Consider the following 21,116-nt stretch of genomic DNA (forward strand, 5'->3'; position numbering starts at 1 on the left):
TACTAAACTCGCTCGCTCGACTTTTCGGCGATCAGACCAGTCGGTTTCCAGGCCATAAAAATGATGACGGCGGCGAAGGCAAAAACATCCTTGTAAGAGCTTGGAATGTCGGGAATCAGTGTGGGCAACATGGCGCTGCCAATCACCTGCAAAGCAGCGAAAAGAAATCCCCCAATGATGGCGCCATAGATATTGCCCAGCCCACCCAGAATGGCGGCGGCAAACCCGATCACCCCCAGCAGCAAACCGACATTGAAGTTGACTTCGTTGTAGTACAGGCCATTCATCACACCGGCGAGCGCAGCCAGGCCAGACCCCAGTGCAAATGTAATCAGCACAACCGCCTCGAAGTTGATGCCCATCAACCGCGCTGTCTCTCCGTCTTGCGCCACAGCACGAATCGCCATGCCGAGTTTGGTGCGCGTGATGAGAAGGTGTACCCCGGCAATGGCGAGCAGGCCGCTGGCCAGCAAAATGAGGTTGTCAATTCGCAACGAAAGCCCACCCAGTTCCACCATGGAGGTAGGCAGCAATGCGGGAAACGGTTTTGGGTTGGAGCCGTCAGGATAGAACAGACGAACCGCCTCGCGCATCACGGTGCCGAGCATAAGCGTCGCCAGCAGCGTGTTGAGCGGTGGCGCATGACGCAGCGGCAGGATCAGGAACTTGGCAATTCCCGCCCCCAGCAAACCAGTGACGGCGACAGCAAAAACAACCACCGCGAGCAACTGTAGCGCCGGAGAAGCCAGCCCGATGTTCATCATCACGATGGACACCGTGAGCCCGGCGAAGGCCCCCACCATCAAGGTATCACCGTGCGAGAACTTGATAACGTCCAGAACCCCGAAAAACAGGGTAAAGCCAACGGCGACCATGGCGTAAATCACGCCCAGCATCAGGCCATTGAAGATGTATTGACTAACTTCACTCATCAGGTTTCCTGAAACGATTGAGGGTTACCCTCCCGCGTCGCCGATGGCGTGCAGGAGGGCATCTTGGGGATTACAAACCGGCCAGCTTGTGCTTGCCCTTGCCGTAGCTGCTGTCTTCCCAAACCACCCATGCACCGTTTTCCACCACGTACTTGGTGATGAGCGGCACGATGTTCTGGCGATGATCGTCAAAGGTCACCTTGCCAACAATGGTGTCCGCATCCTTGGTCCTGTTCAGAACGTCACGCACTTTTTTGCGATCCGGCCCGACCTTCTCGACGGCATCCATGATCAGATTGGCTGCGGCAAATGCAAAGGGACCATAAGCCTCTGCCGATTCACCGTATTTTTGCTGCGCGTATTTGCTGATGAAGAAAAGCCCGCCTGGCAGCTTCTCCCATGGCGCCCCTTCGATAAACGAAAGCGTGCCTTCAGCCAGCTCCTTGCCAGCACCCTGAATATAGGCATCGGACTTTATCCCGGAGGTACCCTGGAATTGAGCCTTGATGCCCAGCTTCTCCATCTGCGTCCGAATCCGTACCCCGAGCGGCGTCAGTCCGCCGAAGTAAATGACGTCGGGATTCAACTCACGAATCTTGGTCAGTTCGGTGGTGAAATCCTGTTGGTCCGCCGTCACACCGAAGGTGCCCAGGACCGTACCGCCACCTTTTTTCAGGAATTCGCTGAAGTATTTGTTGTGTCCTTTGCCGTAGTCCGTTGTGTCATGAATAATGGCCCATTTTTTGTAGCCCAGTCCGGCCATGAACTTGTAGGCGACCTCGTTCTGATTGATCATCGTGCCGTTGACACGATGAACTTCCTGGAAGTTGTTGCCGTAGGTGACCTCGGGCAGAACCGCACCCCACACCACAGCCGGCATGCCAAAACGGTTGTACACGCCCGCCGTGGCCATGGCGACTGCCGAGCAATAGTGTGTGACGCCCGCCACGATATTTTTGTCTGCGGCCACCTTGGTCGCCACCTGCACACCCACATTGGGCTTGCACTCGTCGTCCTGCGCCACCAATTCATAGGTGTATTTGGATTTGGGGTCCTGATTGCGCAGGCGCACTGCCAAGTCTGCTGAATTGCGCCCCCCCAGACCCATATTGGAGACCCCACCGGTCAACGGACCGACAAAGGCGATTTTCACCACTTCTTTAGCCATGACTGGACTGGCCAGGAGAGCCAGACTCAGACATGTCGTCAACAACGCCGTTCCTGCCAATATCGTGTTCCGCCTACGCATAGTCGCTTCCTTTCGGGTGAATTGATGAACTTGAATTAAGTGACATGATTCTGGTTGCCAGTCTATTGAATAGAATTCAAGTCACTTGAATACTCGCAAGCATGCTTTATGCCAGACATTGCCCACACTCACCACGAGAGGAAACCCGCATGAGGCCTCTTCAGAAAGCAGGGGCCAGCTGAATGTTGGATAGGGACTGCTGTGTTGCAGGCCCCAAGTCAATGAGCAAACCCAAGCGAATCGCCGGCTCGACGCACCACCACAGTGCACAAGAGCACTTCCACGTTGGTGCCGCTCATTAATCACGGCCGCTGAGCTGAGGCGCCAGGCATCCATGGTGCTTACACCATGGGCCCTGTTTTCCAGACTCGAGGCCACCCGCGCCAACCTTGACCCGGCCCCGTCAGCACCGCCGTCCTTTTGCAACAGAGGCAACCCATTCGGTGTTGATAGACTTGAACCAATGACCGACCCAGCCAAGACCCATACGCCCATGATGCAGCAGTACCTCGCCATCAAGGCCGAGTACCCCGACACGCTGGTCTTCTACCGCATGGGTGACTTTTACGAGGTCTTTTTCGCCGATGCCGAAAAAGCCGCGCGCCTGCTCGACATCACGCTGACGCGGCGCGGTCAGTCGGGCGGCGAGCCGGTGGTGATGGCCGGCGTTCCCTTTCACTCGCTGGAAGGCTACTTGGCCAAGCTGATCAAGCTCGGCGAGTCGGTGGCGATTTGCGAGCAGGTCGGCGACGTCGCGACGTCCAAGGGGCCGGTCGAGCGCAAGGTGGTGCGCGTGGTGACGCCGGGCACGCTCACCGATACCGAACTGCTGAACGACAAGGCCGAATCGATTTTGCTGGCCGTGCACCAGGGCGCGCGCAACACCTGCGGGCTGGCCTGGCTGAGCGTTACGCAGGGAGAGATACACCTGGCGCATTGCGCGAATGATGAACTGGAAACCTGGCTGGCGCGCGTCAACCCCAGCGAGCTGCTCTACAACGTCGACGTCACCCCGGCGTTTGAGCAGCGCCTGAAAACCCAGCGCTGTGCGGCCAGCGCCCGCCCGGCCTGGCAGTTTGACGGGGCGCTGGGTGCGCGCCGCCTGCTGGAGCAGCTCAAGGTAGCTTCGCTGGCCTCATGGAACGCAGAAGCGCTGAATGAAGCCCATGCCGCCGCCTCGGCGCTGCTGGGCTATGCCGAACATACGCAGGGCCGCGCGCTGCCCCATGTGCAGGGCCTGCAGGTGGTGCGTTCGGGCGAGCTGATCGAGCTGCCGCAAAGCACGCGCCGCAACCTCGAACTGACGCAAACCCTGCGCGGCGAAGACTCGCCGACACTGTTTTCGCTGCTGGACACCTGCAGCACCGGCATGGGCAGCCGCGCCCTGAAAAGCTGGCTGCTGAGCCCGCGCCGCGACCGCGCGCAGGCGCAGGCCCGGCTTGAAGCAATTGCGCATTTACGCAGCGGCCCACAGCAAACCCTGCGCGCCAGGCTCAAGGGCTGCAGCGATGTCGAACGCATCACCGCCCGCCTCGCGCTGCGGCAGGTCAGGCCGCGCGAGCTGGTGGCGCTGCGCCAGACCCTGGACAAGCTGCAGCAACAATCAGAGCGCGCCGCCGGCGAGAGCATTGGGCTACCGGAACTGTTGACCCGGATTTTCGAGGATCTGCAGCCCCCGCCAGGATGCACCGAATTGCTGGGCCGCTATGTGCTCGACGAGCCGGCCGCGCTGATTCGCGACGGCGGCGTCATCAACCACGGCTGCGACGCCGACCTCGACGAACTGCGCGCCATCCAGACCAACTGCGACGGTTTTCTGCTCGAGCTGGAAGGCCGTGAAAGGGCCCGCACCGGCATTGCCAACCTGCGCGTGCAGTTCAACAAGGTGCACGGTTTCTACATTGAGGTCACACAGGGCCAGCTCGACAAGGTGCCCGACGACTACCGCCGCCGCCAGACCCTGAAGAATGCCGAACGCTACATCACGCCCGAACTCAAGGCCTTTGAAGACAAGGCCCTGTCGGCGCAGGAGCGCGCACTCGCACGCGAGAAGTGGCTGTACGAGCAGCTGCTCGACCAGCTGCAGGCCTTCATTCCCGCGCTGAGCCGGCTGGCGCGCGCCCTCGCCTCGCTTGACGCCCTGTGCGCGCTGGCCGAGCGCTCGCTCACGCTGAACTGGGCCGCCCCGGTGTTTGTCAAAGAGCCCTGCATCGACATCACCCAGGGCCGCCATCCGGTGGTTGAAGCGCGGCTGGCGGAAACCGGTGGCGGCTCCTTCATCGCCAACGATTGCAGCCTGAGCGGCAAACACCGCATGCAGGTCATCACCGGCCCCAACATGGGCGGCAAGTCCACCTATATGCGCCAGGTCGCGCTGATCGTGCTGCTGGCCAGCGTGGGCTCCTACGTGCCGGCCGCTCGTTGCCGGCTCGGGCCCATAGACGCCATCCACACCCGCATCGGCGCCGCCGACGACGTGGCCAACGCGCAATCCACCTTCATGCTTGAGATGACCGAGGCGGCGCAGATCCTGCACACCGCCACGCCGCATTCGCTGGTGCTGATGGATGAAATCGGCCGCGGCACCTCCACCTTTGACGGCCTGGCGCTCGCCGGCGGGATTGCCGCCTACCTGCACAACAAGACCCAGGCCTTCACCCTGTTTGCCACGCATTATTTTGAGCTGACCGAATTCCCCGCGCAGCACCATGGCGCCATCAATGTCCATGTCAGCGCCGTGGAATCGGGGGCGAACATCGTGTTTCTGCACCACATCGAACCCGGTCCGGCCAGCAAAAGCTACGGAATTGCCGTGGCAAAACTCGCCGGCGTGCCCAGCGCGGTGGTCACCCATGCCCGCCACGCGCTGAGTGCGCTGGAAACGCAGCAGACCGAAACCCGCGCCCAGGTGGACCTGTTTGCCGCCCCGCCCGAAGCAGCCGCGCCCGTGCAAACAGCGCTTGACAGGGCATTGGATACGATAGACCCTGACACCCTGAGCCCCCGTGAGGCGCTGGATGCGCTCTACCAGCTGAAAAAGCTGTCGGCGCTGGCTTGAATGCGAAATAGCAAACCCCATTACCGAACTGCCATGACTTATTGCACTGCCATCAAACTGAATGCCGGTCTGGTCTTTTTGTCGGATTCCCGCACCAATGCCGGACTCGACCACATCAGCACCTTCCGCAAGATGATCGTCTACGAAAAGGCCGGCGACCGTTTCATGGTGCTGCTGACCGCCGGCAACCTCTCCATCTCGCAGTCGGTGCGCGAGATTCTCCAGATCGAGCACCTGAAGGACCCGGAAACCGGCGAATCCATCACCATCTGGAACGCCAAGAGCATGTTCGATGCCGCCCGCGTGCTGGGCTCGGCGATACGCCGCGTCTATGACCGCGATGCCGACGCGCTGCGAAAGGCGGATGTCGATTTCAATGTCTCGCTGATCTTCGGCGGCCAGATTCGCGGTGAAGGCATGCGCCTGTTCCAGATGTACTCGGCCGGCAACTTCATTGAAGCGACGGGTGAAACGCCCTACTTCCAGGTGGGCGAATCGAAATACGGCAAGCCCGTGCTCGACCGCGTCATCACCCCCGAGACGCCGCTGGCCGAAGCCGCCAAATGCGCGCTGGTGTCGATGGACTCGACCATGAAATCCAATCTCTCGGTGGGCATGCCACTGGACCTGGTGGTGTACGAGGTGGACACCTTCCAGAGCGACAAGGTGGTGTGCATCGACAGCAGCAACCCCTATTACTCGATGCTGCACAACAATTGGGGCAGACGGTTGCGCGAGGTGTTCGACAGCATTGAAGACCCAGTATGGGACGACGCGCACACCGACATCCCGCTGAAAATGCCGGCAAACCGCCACGAACCGCTCAAGAAAATCAGCAGTCCCAGCGAAAAGCTGATTTAAATCCGTGCCGTCTTCTACCTCCTCGACCTCGTCTACCTTCCCTGCCAAACCCCTGGTCATCTTCTCGCACGGCAACAGCTTTCCCGCCAGCACCTACAGCGTGCTGTTCAAGAGCCTCAAGGCCCGCGGCTTTCAGGTCAAGGCGATTGAGAAATTCGGCCATGACCCGCGCTACCCGGTCACCAGCAACTGGCCTCATCTGGTACAACAGCTTGCCGACTTCACCAGCCAGGAGGTCGAAAAGTCCGGCCAGCCCGCTTTCCTGGTCGGCCACTCGCTGGGTGGCTTTTTAAGCCTGATGTGCGCGACCCAAAACCCGGTGCTGGGCGGCCTGCCGGTGCGCGGCGTGCTGATGCTGGACTCACCGATCCTGGGAGGCTGGCGCGCTACCGCGCTCAGCGTGGCCAAGCGCGCCCAGCTGGTGGGCTCCATCTCGCCCGGTGCCATCAGCCGCAGGCGCAAACATCAATGGCTGGGGCGCGACGAAGTGCTGGCGCATTTCCGCAGCAAGAAAGCCTTTGCCCAGTGGGATGAACAGGTGCTGATTGACTACATCGAGCACGGCACACACGATGCCGACACGGACACCGGCAGCCAGCGCCTGCTGAGCTTTGACCGCGATGTGGAAACCAGCATTTACAACACCCTGCCCGACAACCTGGAGCGCCTGCTGAAAGCAAATCCGCTCAAATGCCCGGTGGCGTTCATTGGCGGGCGGCAGTCAGCCGAGATGAAACAGGTCGGGATGGCCATGACGGAGAAGGTGACGAAGGGGCGGATCATGATGCTGGATGGCAGCCACCTGTTTCCTATGGAGAAGCCGTTGGCGACTGCTGCGGCCGTCGAGGCGGCTCTGCGGAATTTTCTGGATTAATGTCGATGCTTGGCCTTTTACTGCGTTCAGGGGCCGGGACTCGCCCCGGCGGGCGACTCACTTTCTCTTGCTTCGCCAAGAGAAAGTAAGCAAAGAGAAGGCGACCCGCAGTCTGGGTCCCGGCGCTGCGCTTCGGGCAACCTGTGCTGCTCGATTACGGCGGCGGTCCGCAGAACTCGCCTGCGGCTCAAACAACTGCGGCCCCTTTAGGCCGCCTCCATCTGCGCTGCTCGGCCCAGCCAGGACGGGTGGGGAGCGGGTACCAATACCGAATACACAACGAAAAATACCAAGACAAACAAGGACACGCCGCGGCGTGTCCTTGTGGATTTATGTATTCGGTATTTGGCTGTAGGTATTTCTTTCTCTCCACCCCTTGTATGCTTAAAAATTAGCGATTCAGACATGTTGATGTGCTTTGTTTTGGGAAGTTATTCACAGCCTGTTTGCCCCTTGAGCATGTAGCTCGTACAGAAGCTTTTGGCGTGGATCACTTGCCGCTCGTTGTAAGCCCGAACAGTTGCTAGTTGGCCATATTGATTTTTTGGACCCCGTATTTGCAAGGATGGGATTTATGAGTGCTACTTCAGAACAAATATTCATTGGTATCGATGTCTCCAAAGCAACGCTTGATCTGGCCGTTCGCGGTCAAGCCAAAGCACAGCAGTTTGTCAATACTGATGCAGGCGTTGGCGCCTTGATAGACAGCCTGGCAACGCGTAAGGATAGTGTGGCGGTAGTCTTGATGGAGGCCACGGGAGGCCTGGAGCGGCTGGCGGCAACGGCGCTGTGCCTGGCCGGTTATGCCGTCATGGTGGTCAACCCCAGGCAGGCCCATGACTTTGCCAAGGCGCTTGGATTTTTGAGCAAGACCGACAAGAGCGATGCCCAGGCGCTGGCCCAGTTCGCCCACACCCTTTACAGCAGTGACAAGCGGGACAAGTTGCTGCTCAAGTTGCCAACAGTGCAGCAGGACATGCTCGCGGCAATGGTCACCCGGCGCTCCCAGCTCGTGGTGATGCGCGTGGCGGAGGGTAACCGGCTGGCAAGCAGCCATCCGACGCAGAAAAAAAGCATTCAGGCTGTACTCAAGGTCATTGACCGTCAGGTCAAGGAGCTTGATGCAGACATTGCAGGCAGTCTGGGCAAGCATTTCAAGGAAAAGCTCGATTTGCTCAAAGGTATGAAAGGTGTGGGGATCTCGACCCAGGCTGCCTTGATGGCATCGTTGCCAGAGTTGGGCAGTTTGAGTGCGCGCGAGATTGGCAAGCTGGTAGGGGTGGCACCGCTTAACTGCGATAGTGGCACGATGAAGGGCAAAAGAGTCACTTGGGGTGGGCGTGCTGACATGCGCTCGGCCCTGTACATGGCCAGCCTGAGTGCGGTGCGTCATGACCCGTTGATCAAGGCTTTTTATCAGCGCTTGCGTGCGGCAGGCAAGCCTGCGAAGGTGGCGTTGGTGGCCTGCATGCACAAGCTGTTGACGATCATGAATGCCATCATCAAGTCGGGCAAGCCCTGGCAGGCGGGCTATGGTTGTCCACAGGCTGGAGACGCTTGAAATTTCATTCAAAATCGTTTGACTTTGAACACAGTTGCTTCTGTCTGCGCCGAGGAGCGCAGGGCCAGGCGAATCAGGGATCGCGATTGTCTGAGCCGCAGGCGAGTTCGAGCGAGACCCCGACTGGACCGAGCACCACAGGCTGCCCGCAGCGAAGCGAAGGGTCGCAGACAGCAGGGTCGCCTTTTCTTTTGCTTACTTTTCTTTTGGCGAAGCAAAAGAAAAGTGAGTAGCCGCCGGGCTACCCCCGGCCAGCACCCCTCAACAAAACCAACTACCCCAACCCAAAAAGCCGCCCTACAAAATATCCGCAGCAGAAAGCTCTGGCGTCTCCGCAATCCGCGCCGAAATCGCACGGCATGCCTCCAGCAGTGGCGCCACATAAGCCTGCTCGGGGTTGTCCTTCTGCCGAAAGATCAGCGTGCTGACGCTGATCGCCGCCACCGGCACGCCGCGACTGCCCAGGATGGCCGCGCCGAAACAAAAAATACCGGCTTCGTTTTCTTCGCTGTCCACCGACCAGCCCCGCTCCCGCGTAACCCGCAGTTGCGCCTGCAGATCCGCCAACTCGGTCACCGTGCTGGGTGTATAGCGCGGCATGGGTAAATTCTCGAGCAATGGGTTCAGCGTGGCAGCGTCCAGTGCGGCCATGTAGGCCTTGCCGACGGCCGTGGAATGCAGCGACACGCTGGTGCCTATGCGCGAGGCCATGCGCACCGCGCTCGGACTTTCCAGCTTTTCGATGTACACCATGGTGGTGCCGTTGGGCACCGCCAGGTGGACGGTTTCCCCTGTGATATCGCGCAGGCGCTTGAGTTCGTCCACCGCCGCCAGCCGGAGTTCTGAACGGCCCCAGCTGCGGCTGGCCAGCTGGATCAGCCGCGGGCCCAACGCAAGGGACGCGCTGCGCGTGTTCTCGACCAGCAGCCGCTCGGCCAGCAGGGCGGCAACAATTCGATGCACCGTCGGGCGCGGATAACCGCTGGCCCGCATCAGCGCAGCGACGTTGAGCGGCTCGGTCGAATCAGCCACCAGCTGCAGCACGTGCATGAACTTCGAAAACGACGCCGTGCCCGCCACTTGGGCCAGGGCAGGCTTGGTTACAGCGGAAGGTGGTCGGGAAGCGGGCATGGGCAGGGCGATGTGCGGTGAGGGCTGATGAGCAAAAAAGGATTATCCCTGCTGGCCCGGCCCGCAATTCATCAGGACACCAGGTAGCCCCCGTCGACCGGCAGGATCACGCCGGTCATGAACGCCGCCGCCGGCGTGCACAGGAACATGGCGGCCTGGGCCACATCGGCCGGCGTGCCCCAGCGGCCCAGCGGCGTGCGCGCCAGGATCGGGCCGGCGCGTGCCGGGTCGTCCTGCAGCGCCTGCGTGAGCGGTGTGGCAATCCAGCCGGGCGCGATGGCGTTGACACGGATGCCGTCTGCAGCATAGGCAATGGCCAGCGACTTGGTGAGCTGCGCCACTCCGCCCTTGCTGGCCGCATAGCCCGGCACGAGGCCGCCGCCAAAAAAGCTCAGCATGGAGGCGGTGTTGACGATGCAGCCGCGACTGGCTTTGAGCCGCTCGCGCGTCGCGGTGCAGACCCGCATGGTGCCGGTCAGGTTCACGGCCAGCACCTGCTCGAACACGTCCAGGTCGTGCTCGGCGCCGCGCTTGATGATGCCTGCGCAGTTGAAGACGATGTCGAGCTGGTCCATGCCGGCCAGCGCCGCGTCCAGGCTCTGCGCCGACGTCACATCGGCCTGCCGCACGGCGACCGCCGCGTCCAGCGTGCCGTCGCCCGGCCCCAGCCCGAGAGCCGTGACCTCGGCGCCCAGCGCTGCGAGGTGGTTGGCAATCACGGCGCCTATGCCCTGTGTTGCACCGGCGACCAGCGCCCGCTTGCCTTTGAAGAGTTCTGCCTGATAAGTCATGAGGATTCCTGGGTTGTCGAATAGGTGTAAAAGCGGCCTCGCCAGCGCAGGACAGCCACCGTTACGCTATCAAAATAATAGCTGCACGCACCCTTCCTGCCTGGACTGCATGCCTTTTTTCTCAAGATTTTGGTAACTACTCAGAGGCTGAGAGTTTTTCGAAGCGACGGCATTTCCTCCCTCGCCCCTTTGGGGAGAGGGTTGGGGTGAGGGGCTGTGCTCCAGTGTTGTGGCCACTCGCCGGCCCTCACCCCCGCCCTCTCCCAGAGGGAGAGGGAGTGAAATCGAAAAACTCTCACTCTCTCAGTCCTTCCTGTCTTGAACAGCGATGCTTCCCCCGTTTTACTCCTTCCCGCCTTTGGGGCTTAGGCCCGCGGCTCCAAGTCCGCCTGCGCGGACTTGGGCGGGGCGAAGCGTCGCAGTGTCTCACTGCAACACGTGAGGCTGGGATGGGGGCCGCGACCGATGCAAAAGACAGCAGCTTTTTATACGCCGCAGGCCCTCACCCCAACCCTCTCCCAAAGGGCGAGGGAGCAAGAAAAGCGTATCGCAATGGCGCTGCTGACCTGCAGCTGCCGCGCCACCTCGGCACCAACGCCGCTGGCACCGCCCGTGACCACCGCCACGCTGCCCGCAAAGTCGTACTGCGCTGTTGCGTAAGCCATGCTCAGCGGATGAACTGCTTGGTGTAGTCAGCGCCCAGCCCGACGCTCTCGAAATGCTTGTTGCACATCTCGATCTTGGTGAACACGTCTTCGTAGCCCATGCCTTTGCCCCAGGGGTCGGTGTAGTACATGACGCCATTGACCTGGAAGTAGGTGATCATTTCTTCCACGTCTTCAGGCACGTAGAGCGTGTGGGTCTCGCCCGGCGGCTCAAACACATAGCTGCCTTCGGTGGCCTCCCAGTCGTGCTCCAGGTAACGCCAGCGGCCCTTGAGCACAAAGCCGTGCACGGCCTGCGGATGGCGGTGGCGGCTGAGCACGCCGGACTTGCGCACGCGCAGCAAATTCATCCAGTAGCCCTGGCTGGCATTCAGGCACAGCGGGCGGAACCACACGTTTTCAGCTTGCGGAACCCACAGCCGCTCATCGGTCGGAATGGCGTGCTGGACCACGATCTCCGGCAAGGCAGCCGCCGGGTTCGGGAATTGATAGGGCATCAGGGGGGACGGGTCGGTCGTATCAATGGGCATGCAAGTCTCCTAAATATCCATATTGTGGACATACTGACTATATAGTGGTCATTTTACCGGCGACATGGCGCATCAATTCAAGGGTTTACTCTGAATTTTGAAAAGTGCACGGCAGCCAAGAGCGCGGCAGCCGCAAGCGGCGCGGAGATCCCCAATCCCAACCCCAATCCCTGCCCCAAAGAAAAACGGGCCCTGCCATTGCTGGCGGGCCCGTCAAAAAAACGAGGGGAGCGGTGTGGAATGCTCAGGGGGTCCAGGTCACCACACCGCTCCACGCGGTGGCCAGCACGACCACGCCAAAGGCAATGCGGTACCAGGCAAAAGGTATAAAGCTGTGGCTGGAGATGTAGCGCAACAGCCAGCGAATGCACAGCCACGCGCTGACAAACGAAAACACCAGCCCCACCATGAACAAGGGCACATCAGCCACGGACAGCAGCGCACGCTCCTTGTACAGGCTGTAGACGCCCGCGCCAATCAGCGTGGGAATGGCGAGGTAAAAAGAAAAGTCGGTAGCGGCCTTGCGCGACAGCCCCAGCAACATGCCGCCAATGATGGTGGCGCCGCTGCGGCTGGTGCCCGGGATCATGGCCAGGCACTGCACCAGGCCGACCTTGAGCGCATCCATCACCGTCATGGCCTCGACTTCATGAATGCGCGCGACGGCCGGATTGCGCTCCTGGCGCTTTTCCGCCCACAGGATGATGAAGCCGCCAATGACAAAGGTGCTGGCCACCACCACTGGCGTAAACAGATGTGCCTGAATGGCCTTGCCAAACAGCAGGCCCAACACCACGGCCGGCACAAAAGCCACCAGCACGTTCAGCGCAAATTGCTGCGCCTGCTTTTCAGTCGGAAGCGCCACCAGCGTGTCGCGGATTTTTTGCCAGTACACCAAAATGACGGCAAAGATGGCGCCGGTCTGTATGGCGATGTCAAACACCTTGGCCTTGTCGTCATCAAAACCCAGCAATGCACCCGCAAGGATGAGGTGTCCAGTGGAAGAAATGGGAAGAAACTCGGTTAAACCTTCAACGACCCCCATGATGGCGGCTTTGATCAACAGTGCAATGTCCACTCAGGCTCCTGAAATTTGGGCTTGATTATCGCCCGCCATCCTGAGCGAGGGCTTAAGCTTTCCTGAGGGCCATTGCGGTTAAGCTGAACACATCATGCCCGAGCCCACACCCGCAACATCGCGTAACACGCCACCACAAAATGTCAGCCAGACCACGCCCGCCAGCGTGCTTGAATTCTGGCTGGCCGACGGCCTGGAAGGCGGCACGGCAGGCGGCTGGCCCACACAGGACCTCGGCAAACGCTGGTTTGGCGGCGGCGCCGCACTGGATGAGGAAATCAGGACGCGCTTTGGCGCGCAGGTTGTGCAGGCGATAAGTGGCGGGCTGCAGGACTGGGAGCAACAGCCCTTGCACCGGCTGGCCCTGGTGATATTGCTCGACCAGTTCACCCGCAACGTGTTTCGCGCAAGCGCCCAGGCCTTTGCGGGCGATGCACGCGCCCAGCAACTGGTGCTGGATACGCTGGCCCATCAGACCGACCAGCAACTGCCCTGGGTCGCCCGCGTGTTCACCTACATGCCGCTGATGCACGCGGAAGACCTGGCCCTGCAGGATGAATGCGTCGCCCGCTTTTCACGGCTGGTGGCAGAGGCGCCCGGCAGGCTGAAGCAGCGCCTGCAGGGCAACCTCGACTATGCCCGCCAACACCATGCCATCATTGCCCGCTTTGGCCGCTTTCCCTACCGCAACGCGGCTTTGGGGCGCGTCAACACACCCGAGGAAGAAGACTTCCTGCGCAAGGGCCCACGCTTCGGGCAATAGCGGCTCCCGGGCTTTTTACAAGCGCCTGTTTTGTTGTGAGCGCTTGTTGTTGTTTGTTGTTATAGGCATCAAGGCATAAGCGGGCATCAGCGCCTGCATCCCGCAACGGCTTAGCGCTGCGTCCTACAGTTTCTTACATGGTTTCAGGTTGTACTTGGGAACAGGTGACAGCGAACGCGCAGCGCGCCGAGCATCACTTCGGTTGAGTACTGAGTGAGCGCGCCCCAGGAGTAGCAGCCTTGGTAGCGGCCTTTGTTTCGGCTTGCACACTCCGGTCTGCGCTCCACTTCTGCTGCATCACGTACGCCAGCAAAAAGTCTGAAAATCCCTGGGCCGCCGGTGACAGCGGGCGGTCTTTCTTGGTCAGCAGGTAAAACTTCCGTCTGAGCGTGGGCGCCTGCAGCAAACGGGTTTGCAGCCCGTAAAGATTGAGTAGCGACGTGGCATACGGCAGGCAGGTCGTCACCCCCAGTCCGGCACTCACCATGCTGAGCGCCGTGGTCATGAAGGTGACTTCCATGCCGGGACTCAGCGTCAGGTTGCCGGATGCGGCCTGCAGATCCGCGCTTAGCCTCTGCGTGTATTCCCCCTGCAGGGAAATCAGCGGATATCGGGAAATATCTGTCCAGGTCACGCGCTTCAATTTACCCAGCGGATGATCGGGCGGAAATACCGCGACAAACGGTATTTCAAACAGGCTGTGCGTTGCGATTTCAGGTGACACCTCCCGTTCCGGCCCAATGGCGAAATCGACTTCGCCACTATGCACTTTGGACTGCACCGCCTCCACCGCACAGTCCGAAAGGCGAATCTGCACCGCCGGGTATTTGCTGTTGAATGCCGCAATGGCGTCGGGCATCAGCGTACAGGCCATCAGCTGCGGAGCAGCGACCCGGACAACGCCGCTCTTCAAGGCCTTCAGGTCATGGATCGCGTGGTACGCCTCGTCAAGGTCCTGCAGGATACGGGTGGCCAGAGGCAAGAACTCGCCGCCGACCTCAGACAGCTGCACTTTGCGCGTGCTGCGGTAAACCACCTGCACGCCCAGCACGTGCTCCAGCTCCTTGATCAGCCCGCTCAGTGCCGACTGGGTAATGTGAAGCGTGGCGGCTGCCTCGGTAAAGCTCGCGGACTTCGCAACAGCCACAAAGGCACGTAATTGACGCAGGGTCACATTCATCGGATTAATCGGATTACGTAATAAGTTGATATGAAAAAGTTGATTGAATAATAAGCCAGATTGTCTTCTACTCGCATCGCGTACGAAACGCCTCTCTCAATCTCACTCAATATTTCAAACGCCCTGCAGGAGACAACCATGCCTTATCTCAATTTCGGGAGCCGCCTCGCCATGCTGCTAACCGCCATCGCGGTGTCCGTCAGCGCCCAGGCCCAGGCCCCGACCCAGAGCTTCCCCAGCAAGCCCGTGAAATGGATCGTGGGTTATCCCGCCGGGGGCGGCTCGGACTTCCTGGCGCGCACCGTGGCGGCCCAGATGTCTGTGCAACTGGGCCAACCGGTGATCATCGATAACCGGGCTGGCGCCGGCGCCATCATTGGCGCCGAAGCTACAGCCAGATCGCCGGGCGATGGCTACACCCTCTTCACCGCCGATAACGGTGTGCTGATCTACAACCCGGCGCTCTACAAGCGCCTGCCATACGATCCCGAGCGTGACTTCGCGCCCCTCGGCCTGATGGCGCGGACACCGCTGCTGATTGTTGCCGCACCCAATGCCGGGATCCGGAATGCCCGGGAGCTGATGGACGTGCTCAAGAAAAATCCCGGCAAGCTGAACTATGGTTCACCCGGAAACGGCAGCCCTCACCACCTGGCCATGGAACTCTTCAAAACGCGAACAGCGGCTTTCGCGGTGCACGTTCCATACCGAGGGGCTGCGCCCGCCATGCAGGACGTCATGGGTGGCCAGATACCCCTGATGATTGTGGACACGTCGACCGGCATGAGCGCCATCAAGGCCGGCAAGCTGGTACCGCTGGTGGCGTTTTCAGCAAAACGTGTTTCACAGCTGCCCGACGTACCCACCATGATCGAGTTGGGCTACAAGGATGTTGAAGCCTATGCATGGCAGGGCATGGTGGTTCCCGCCAGCACGCCAAACGACATTCGGCAAAAGCTTTCGCAGGAAATGCAGGCGGCCGTCAATAACCCAGGCGTCCGCAAGAAACTCGAGGAGGCCGCCTGCGAATCCGTGCCCGGTGACGCAACCTTGATGTCGGTGTACACCCTCGCCGAAACCAAAAAATGGCACAAGCTGATCCGCGAGCGCGGCATCACCCTCGAACAGTAGACGGCCCCCTCACCTTATTCACGAAACGCAATGGAGACATCAATGACGCACAACAACTCTGCACTCAACCCTGCACTCAACTCAGCGCTCAGTCTCATGCTGGGCCGTACCCTGCTTGGCGCCCTGTTCCTCATCTCCGGTCTCGCCAAAATCGGGCGGTTCGCCGGTATCGCTGCTTTTATGACATCCAAAGGCCTGCCTGCCGCCGAAATGCTGCTCATGGCCACCATTGCGCTGGAGGTGGCCGGTGGCCTTGCCCTGATTGCGGGCTGGCGTGTCCGGTATGCGGCATGGGCCTTGCTGGTATTCACAGGCCTGGCAGCCGTGATCTTTCATGCCTTCTGGGCCGCGGAAGCCCCTGCCTACCAGAACCAGCTGAATCACTTTCTGAAGAACGTCGCCATCATGGGGGGTCTGCTCTGCGTTGGCGCTGCGGGCGCCGGGTCGTGGAGCTTTGATGGGCGCAGGCCGACAAAGGCATGAATGCCTGCACCGACTTCGGCTGCACCCATAAAAAAGCCTGCACGAAGCAGGCTTTTTTGATTCAGTCTTGATCCGGTTCTGATTCAGGCCGGATCAACACCGGCATTAACGCTGGTAGTAAACCGGGGCATAACCCTGCCGGTAACCATAGCCACCCCGGTAGCCACGATCGTCGTCGTGGTCACGGCCGTGCTTTTTATGCCAGCCGTGGCGATTGCCGGGTTGCACATAAACCACTTGCGGCGGGCCGTAGTACGGGCGGGGCTGCACGAACACCGGTGCGGGCTGGTAATAAACCGGTGCAGGCCGGACATACACCGGCGCCGGCTGGTAATAAACCGGTGCAGGCTGCACATACACGGGCGCCGGCGTGTACACCGGGTAGGCGTTGCCCACGTTCACCGATACGCCGGGTGAGCCAACGCCCACTGACCAGTACACGTCGTCCCGGGCCTGGGCAGCCCCGGCAAATCCCAGGGCGGCCACCGCCAGGGCGGCAGCGGCGCCGGCCGTGGCTACGGAGCGGTTTGTCTTGATGGCTGTCTTCATTGTCTTTCTCCTTAAGGGGCATGGAATGCCCATGTGTTTATTAAACGCTGGATACCGGTAACGGCTTACCGCATGCACAGTTAAGAGCGTAGCCAAACGTAACGTCTTGCCCAACCGCCTAAAATCATTCGCATGACCTCCCCCGCCCCCTCCAAAGCTGGCCCCAAGGGCACTGCTGCCGCAGCCCCCGCCGACAAAGAAAACCACAAGCCCAGCAACTTTTTGCGCCAGATCATCGAAAAAGACCTGGCTGAAGGCACGTATGCCACCCGCCGCTGGGGCGGCAGCCCTGGCGATGCCGCCCACCACGCCAGCGGCCAGCCCGACCCGGCCCGGGTGCGCCTGCGCTTTCCGCCCGAGCCCAACGGCTACCTGCACATCGGCCACGCCAAGAGCATTTACCTGAACTTTGGCCTGGCGCGCGACTACGGCGGCGTGTGCCACCTGCGCTTTGACGACACCAACCCCGAAAAAGAAGACACCGAATACGTCAGCAGCATCATTGAAGCGGTGAAGTGGCTGGGTTTTGACTGGGAAAACAACGGCCCATCCGGCAACGAGTGCAACCTCTATCAGGCCAGCGACTATTTCGACTTCATGTACCGCGCCGCCGAATACCTGATCGAATCCGGCAACGCCTATGTAGACGAGCAAACCGCCGAGGAAATGCGCCTCAGCCGCGGCGACTTCGGCCACCCCGGCACCAACAGCCCCTTTCGCAGCCGCACGCCAGAGCAAAACCTGGCGCGCTTTCGCGAAATGCGTGACGGCCTGCATGAAGACGGCTCCATGGTGCTGCGCGCCAAGATCGACATGGCCAGCCCCAACATCAATATGCGCGACCCGGCCATTTACCGCATTCGCCGCGCCCACCACCACAACACCGGCGACAAATGGTGCATCTACCCCATGTACACCTTTGCGCACCCCATCGAGGACGCACTGGAGCAGATCACCCACAGCATCTGCACGCTGGAGTTTGAAGACCAGCGCCCGTTTTACGACTGGCTGCTCGACCGCCTGTGCGAAGGCGGCCTGGTTGCCACGCCGCACCCGCACCAGTACGAATTTGCCCGCCTCAACCTCACCTATGTGCTGACCAGCAAACGCAAGCTGGCGCAACTGGTGTACGACCACAAGGTCACCGGCTGGGACGACCCCCGCATGCCAACCATCGTCGGCCTGCGCCGCCGCGGCTACACCCCCGAAGCGCTGCACCTGTTCGCCGAACGCATTGGCGTGACCAAGAGCGACAGCTGGATTGACTACAGCACGCTGGAAGGCGCACTGCGCGACACACTGGACCCCATCGCCCCCCGCGCCATGGCCGTGCTCGACCCCGTCAAGTTGGTGCTGACCAATTGGGACACGGTCATGGGCGCAGGCAAGCTCGACGACTGCAGCGCCCCCGTGCACCCGCACCACCCCGAGCTGGGCAAGCGCAGTTTCAAAATCGGCAAAGAAGTGTGGATTGAACGCACCGACTTTGAAGAGACACCCCCCAAAGGCTTCTTCCGCCTGTTCCCGGGCAACAAGGTGCGCCTCAAATACGGCCACGTCATCGAATGCACAGGAGCTACCCGCGACGCCAACGGCCAGGTCACCGAAGTACAGGCCACGCTGATCCCCGACACCAAGAGCGGCACCCCCGGCTCGGACGCCATCAAGGTCAAGGGCGTGATCACCTGGGTAGGCGTGAATGATGCGGTGCAGGCCGAAGTGCGCCTCTATGACCGCCTCTTCAAGGAAGCCCACCCCGGTACGGGCGAGAAGGACTTTATGGAAGAGCTGAATCCGGACAGCCTGAAGGTGGTGACGGCGTATGTGGAGCCTTCATTGGCCAGCGCGCCTGCTGGCCAGCGCTTCCAGTTTGAGCGGCATGGGTACTTTGTCACAGACATTGTTGACCACAAGCCGGGGAAAACCGTGTTCAATCGGGTGACGGGGATGAAAGATAGCTGGGGAAAGTAGCGTGATTGTCGATACGCAGTTGCCTACAAATGAACTTTTCCCTGTAACGAATCATGCACAACCCGTTTTACGCTGGGCCGGCAGCAAGCGTCGCATCACCCCCATTCTTTCAGCTTATGCCCCCCCGAAATACGAACGCTACTTCGAACCTTTTGTAGGCTCGGGAGCACTCTTCTTCTGCTTAAGGCCGCCGCTAGCTTTCATTGGAGACGTTAACCCGGAAGTCACGTCAACGTATCAGGCTCTAAAAGATGCCCCCTCGCAGGTAGCCCAACACCTTACAGAAATTCCTAAAACGAAAGACGCTTACCTACTGCTGCGTCAACTCCGTCCGGCTGATCTGACAACAGCGCAGCGAGCAGCGAGACTAATTTTCCTAATGAAAAGTTGCTTTAATGGCGTATACCGCACAAATGCGTCCGGACAATTCAATGTGCCATTCGGGTCCACTATCTACAAACTACCAACGTCAGAAGAACTTCAAAGTGTTTCCGACGCTTTGAAATTAACGCAGGTTAGAACGGGCGACTATAAAAGTTGGCTTGATATCGCAGGCGTGGGAGATTTCATATATTTGGATCCACCTTATAGTTGCAGCTCAAGATATAGGGGAGAGTATGGCTATGACGCTATCTTCGGAGACGTGCAACTAGAAGAGTTGTTAACCTGTTGCAAAGCACTTCAGAATCGGGGGGCAAAAGTCATGCTTTCGTACAAGAATAACAAACAAGTCGTGAATGCACTAAAGGATTGGCGCATTTTGAATCTCGCTGTACCTAGAAGCGTTAATGCGAATAGTATGGGCCGAACACCAGCCGCCGAAATACTAGCAATGAATTACTAAAACACTGACGGGAGATGAGATGAAGTTACGTATTGCCGTGCTAAGCGACTTGCATGCCACCGGCCATGCCGAAAATAATCCATCATCCTCTTACATGCGTGCGCATCCCCGAGCAGAAGATCCAGACCTTTTCTCGGACCTCAAGGAAACCATTGCACGTGAATGCTTAACCGTAGACTTGCTAGTCTGCCCCGGAGATATATGCGATAAAGGCGATCAGATTGGCTTTACATAGTGCACCTCTTGGCTCCCACCTACCAGTTACCGCTTAGAACCGGAAAGTCTCGAGGGTTGCAGTCAATTCTCAATAAATCATATATCCGACCTGGTTCGAAATTCTTTGGAACTCAGCAAGCTAGGCGCACCTCTGCTGCATCACTTGCTGACGAATCTCAGGAGGGGTTGTTTTAATGGATAAGTCCGATTTCGACCTTGCCGAGATCAATCTCGAGCAAGTTGTGAAGATTGACTACGATTTAGTTGTTTATGCGCTCGGCTATGAAAGCCGCGCAACCAAACTTCTTGAACTGGTGGGACAAAGGAAAAATCGAGCTGTTGCGTTCGGCTTCAACTATGGTCAAGGCATCTCATTTGAAAAGAACACAGAGGCATTCTCTCGACAAGAAGTTAAGCAAGTTAAAGAGCTGAGCGATTCACAATTTCAAGCTGAGTTTGAACGTGAACTAAAGGATGCAATAACGAACAAATCAGATGGACATATCTTTAGACTGCTTGTCGATATTTCTTGCTTCAATCGCTTTCGCTTGGCGTCAGTTGTTTCATCGATAGCGAAATTCGCAGAGCATCGCCCTATTGCGGTAGATTTCTTCTACTCAATCGCGAAATTCAATGCTCCGCCAATAGGTCACATCACCAACTCGATCGTTGATGCTGTTCATCCATCTTTTGCTGGATGGTCTCGTATTCCAGCAAATCCGACCGCAGCGGTCATCGGTTTAGGTTATGAACAAGGACAAGCGCTAGGGGTAGTCGAGTATCTTCAGGCAAATCCAGTGTGGGTTTTCCCCCCGCAATCTGGAGAGCTGCGCTATTTCGACGCAGTCAATCAGGCTAATAGCCTCCTGTTAGATGAGCTGCCTAAGGGAAAAAATGTGCCATATAAAGTTGAGCAGCCCCTTGATACTTTTCGGGCAGTAGAAGGACTAACTAGGGGTCTACTACTTGACTACAACGTTGTCCTTGTTCCATTCGGGCCTAAAATTTTTGTGCTTATCGCTCTGCTCGCAGCGTGGCGGCACCGATCAATTGCTGTTTGGCGCGTAAGTCCAGGTACGGCCATTGAGCCAACTGAGCGAGAAGCAAGTGAGCATTACTCGCTAATTCGCGTTAATGCCAACTCAGGATTGTTAAAACTTTAAAAAACTTTTCAAAAACTGAAGTGAACGGCTCTAAATTTACTTGCATGAAATAAATGAGTGTCTTACCTCCCGCTGTCTAAAGTGGT

Annotated in this window: 20 protein-coding genes; 11 read left to right on the forward strand and 9 right to left on the reverse strand. The window is 59.2% G+C overall.

The genetic code is table 11. From position 1 onward, the window contains the following. Nucleotides 1-2: 2 nt before the first annotated feature. A complete protein-coding gene (locus BPRO_RS16675; protein WP_011484240.1) occupies nucleotides 3-932 on the reverse strand; it encodes a branched-chain amino acid ABC transporter permease in 930 nt (309 codons plus the stop codon). Nucleotides 933-1,002: 70 nt separating this feature from the next. After that, nucleotides 1,003-2,181: a branched-chain amino acid ABC transporter substrate-binding protein gene (locus BPRO_RS16680; protein ID WP_011484241.1), complete on the reverse strand. Its 1,179-nt coding sequence runs from the start codon at nucleotides 2,179-2,181 to the stop codon at nucleotides 1,003-1,005. A 463-nt stretch (nucleotides 2,182-2,644) separates the two neighbouring features. Here BPRO_RS16680 and mutS point away from each other — a divergent pair, with 463 nt between their 5' ends. From mutS to BPRO_RS16700, 4 genes are all read left to right on the forward strand, one after another. Continuing rightward, nucleotides 2,645-5,239, forward strand: coding sequence for a DNA mismatch repair protein MutS (mutS, locus tag BPRO_RS16685; protein ID WP_011484242.1), 2,595 nt, complete (start codon nucleotides 2,645-2,647; stop codon nucleotides 5,237-5,239). Between the two features lie 33 nt (nucleotides 5,240-5,272). Next, complete coding sequence (locus BPRO_RS16690) at nucleotides 5,273-6,100, forward strand: proteasome-type protease (protein WP_041388897.1); 828 nt, start codon at nucleotides 5,273-5,275, stop codon at nucleotides 6,098-6,100. 4 nt (nucleotides 6,101-6,104) lie between these two features. Further along, the gene (locus BPRO_RS16695) at nucleotides 6,105-6,974 is read left to right on the forward strand and encodes an alpha/beta hydrolase (RefSeq protein WP_011484244.1); all 870 of its coding nucleotides are present in this window, start codon (nucleotides 6,105-6,107) and stop codon (nucleotides 6,972-6,974) included. A gap of 574 nt (nucleotides 6,975-7,548) precedes the next feature. Continuing rightward, complete coding sequence (locus BPRO_RS16700; protein ID WP_011481616.1) at nucleotides 7,549-8,535, forward strand: IS110 family transposase; 987 nt, start codon at nucleotides 7,549-7,551, stop codon at nucleotides 8,533-8,535. Between the two features lie 297 nt (nucleotides 8,536-8,832). On the opposite strand, the gene BPRO_RS16705 is transcribed toward BPRO_RS16700, so the two are convergent. The 5 genes from BPRO_RS16705 to BPRO_RS16725 form a co-directional block, all read right to left on the reverse strand. Further along, nucleotides 8,833-9,666, reverse strand: a complete 834-nt coding sequence (locus BPRO_RS16705) for an IclR family transcriptional regulator (protein ID WP_011484245.1) — start codon at nucleotides 9,664-9,666, stop codon at nucleotides 8,833-8,835. A gap of 71 nt (nucleotides 9,667-9,737) precedes the next feature. Further along, nucleotides 9,738-10,457, reverse strand: a complete 720-nt coding sequence (locus tag BPRO_RS16710) for an SDR family NAD(P)-dependent oxidoreductase (protein ID WP_011484246.1) — start codon at nucleotides 10,455-10,457, stop codon at nucleotides 9,738-9,740. A gap of 485 nt (nucleotides 10,458-10,942) precedes the next feature. Further along, a complete protein-coding gene (locus tag BPRO_RS16715; RefSeq protein ID WP_041388898.1) occupies nucleotides 10,943-11,122 on the reverse strand; it encodes a hypothetical protein in 180 nt (59 codons plus the stop codon). A 2-nt stretch (nucleotides 11,123-11,124) separates the two neighbouring features. Next, nucleotides 11,125-11,652: a 2,4'-dihydroxyacetophenone dioxygenase family protein gene (locus BPRO_RS16720; RefSeq protein WP_011484247.1), complete on the reverse strand. Its 528-nt coding sequence runs from the start codon at nucleotides 11,650-11,652 to the stop codon at nucleotides 11,125-11,127. Nucleotides 11,653-11,896: 244 nt separating this feature from the next. Then, nucleotides 11,897-12,730: an undecaprenyl-diphosphate phosphatase gene (locus BPRO_RS16725; protein WP_011484248.1), complete on the reverse strand. Its 834-nt coding sequence runs from the start codon at nucleotides 12,728-12,730 to the stop codon at nucleotides 11,897-11,899. Nucleotides 12,731-12,824: 94 nt separating this feature from the next. Here BPRO_RS16725 and BPRO_RS16730 point away from each other — a divergent pair, with 94 nt between their 5' ends. After that, entirely contained in the window at nucleotides 12,825-13,493 is a 669-nt protein-coding gene (locus BPRO_RS16730; RefSeq protein ID WP_011484249.1) for a DUF924 family protein, read from the forward strand. A gap of 193 nt (nucleotides 13,494-13,686) precedes the next feature. Here the strand turns inward: BPRO_RS16730 and BPRO_RS16735 are convergent, their stop codons facing one another. Next, nucleotides 13,687-14,673 (reverse strand): LysR family transcriptional regulator, encoded by a 987-nt coding sequence (locus BPRO_RS16735; RefSeq protein ID WP_011484250.1) that lies wholly within the window; start codon nucleotides 14,671-14,673, stop codon nucleotides 13,687-13,689. A 138-nt stretch (nucleotides 14,674-14,811) separates the two neighbouring features. On the opposite strand from BPRO_RS16735, the gene BPRO_RS16740 reads away from it, so the two are divergent. Together BPRO_RS16740 and BPRO_RS16745 are read left to right on the forward strand one after the other, a co-directional pair. Beyond that, nucleotides 14,812-15,804, forward strand: a complete 993-nt coding sequence (locus BPRO_RS16740; protein ID WP_011484251.1) for a Bug family tripartite tricarboxylate transporter substrate binding protein — start codon at nucleotides 14,812-14,814, stop codon at nucleotides 15,802-15,804. A 42-nt stretch (nucleotides 15,805-15,846) separates the two neighbouring features. Then, nucleotides 15,847-16,287, forward strand: coding sequence for a DoxX family protein (locus tag BPRO_RS16745; protein ID WP_011484252.1), 441 nt, complete (start codon nucleotides 15,847-15,849; stop codon nucleotides 16,285-16,287). Nucleotides 16,288-16,392: 105 nt separating this feature from the next. On the opposite strand, the gene BPRO_RS16750 is transcribed toward BPRO_RS16745, so the two are convergent. Beyond that, complete coding sequence (locus BPRO_RS16750) at nucleotides 16,393-16,836, reverse strand: hypothetical protein (RefSeq protein WP_011484253.1); 444 nt, start codon at nucleotides 16,834-16,836, stop codon at nucleotides 16,393-16,395. 132 nt (nucleotides 16,837-16,968) lie between these two features. Here BPRO_RS16750 and BPRO_RS16755 point away from each other — a divergent pair, with 132 nt between their 5' ends. From BPRO_RS16755 to BPRO_RS29645, 4 genes are all read left to right on the forward strand, one after another. Next, the gene (locus BPRO_RS16755) at nucleotides 16,969-18,807 is read left to right on the forward strand and encodes a glutamine--tRNA ligase/YqeY domain fusion protein (RefSeq protein WP_011484254.1); all 1,839 of its coding nucleotides are present in this window, start codon (nucleotides 16,969-16,971) and stop codon (nucleotides 18,805-18,807) included. 1 nt (nucleotide 18,808) lies between these two features. After that, nucleotides 18,809-19,651 carry a DNA adenine methylase gene (locus BPRO_RS28650; protein ID WP_198140940.1) on the forward strand — a complete coding sequence of 281 codons (843 nt, stop codon included), beginning with the start codon at nucleotides 18,809-18,811 and terminating at the stop codon, nucleotides 19,649-19,651. A 19-nt stretch (nucleotides 19,652-19,670) separates the two neighbouring features. Then, on the forward strand, nucleotides 19,671-19,886 hold the full coding sequence (locus tag BPRO_RS29640; RefSeq protein WP_157045814.1) for a metallophosphoesterase: 216 nt from the start codon (nucleotides 19,671-19,673) through the stop codon (nucleotides 19,884-19,886). 175 nt (nucleotides 19,887-20,061) lie between these two features. Beyond that, nucleotides 20,062-21,030: a hypothetical protein gene (locus BPRO_RS29645; protein ID WP_011484256.1), complete on the forward strand. Its 969-nt coding sequence runs from the start codon at nucleotides 20,062-20,064 to the stop codon at nucleotides 21,028-21,030. The last annotated feature ends 86 nt before the right edge of the window (nucleotides 21,031-21,116 follow it).

Source organism: Polaromonas sp. JS666, from assembly GCF_000013865.1.
GTDB lineage: Bacteria > Pseudomonadota > Gammaproteobacteria > Burkholderiales > Burkholderiaceae_C > Polaromonas.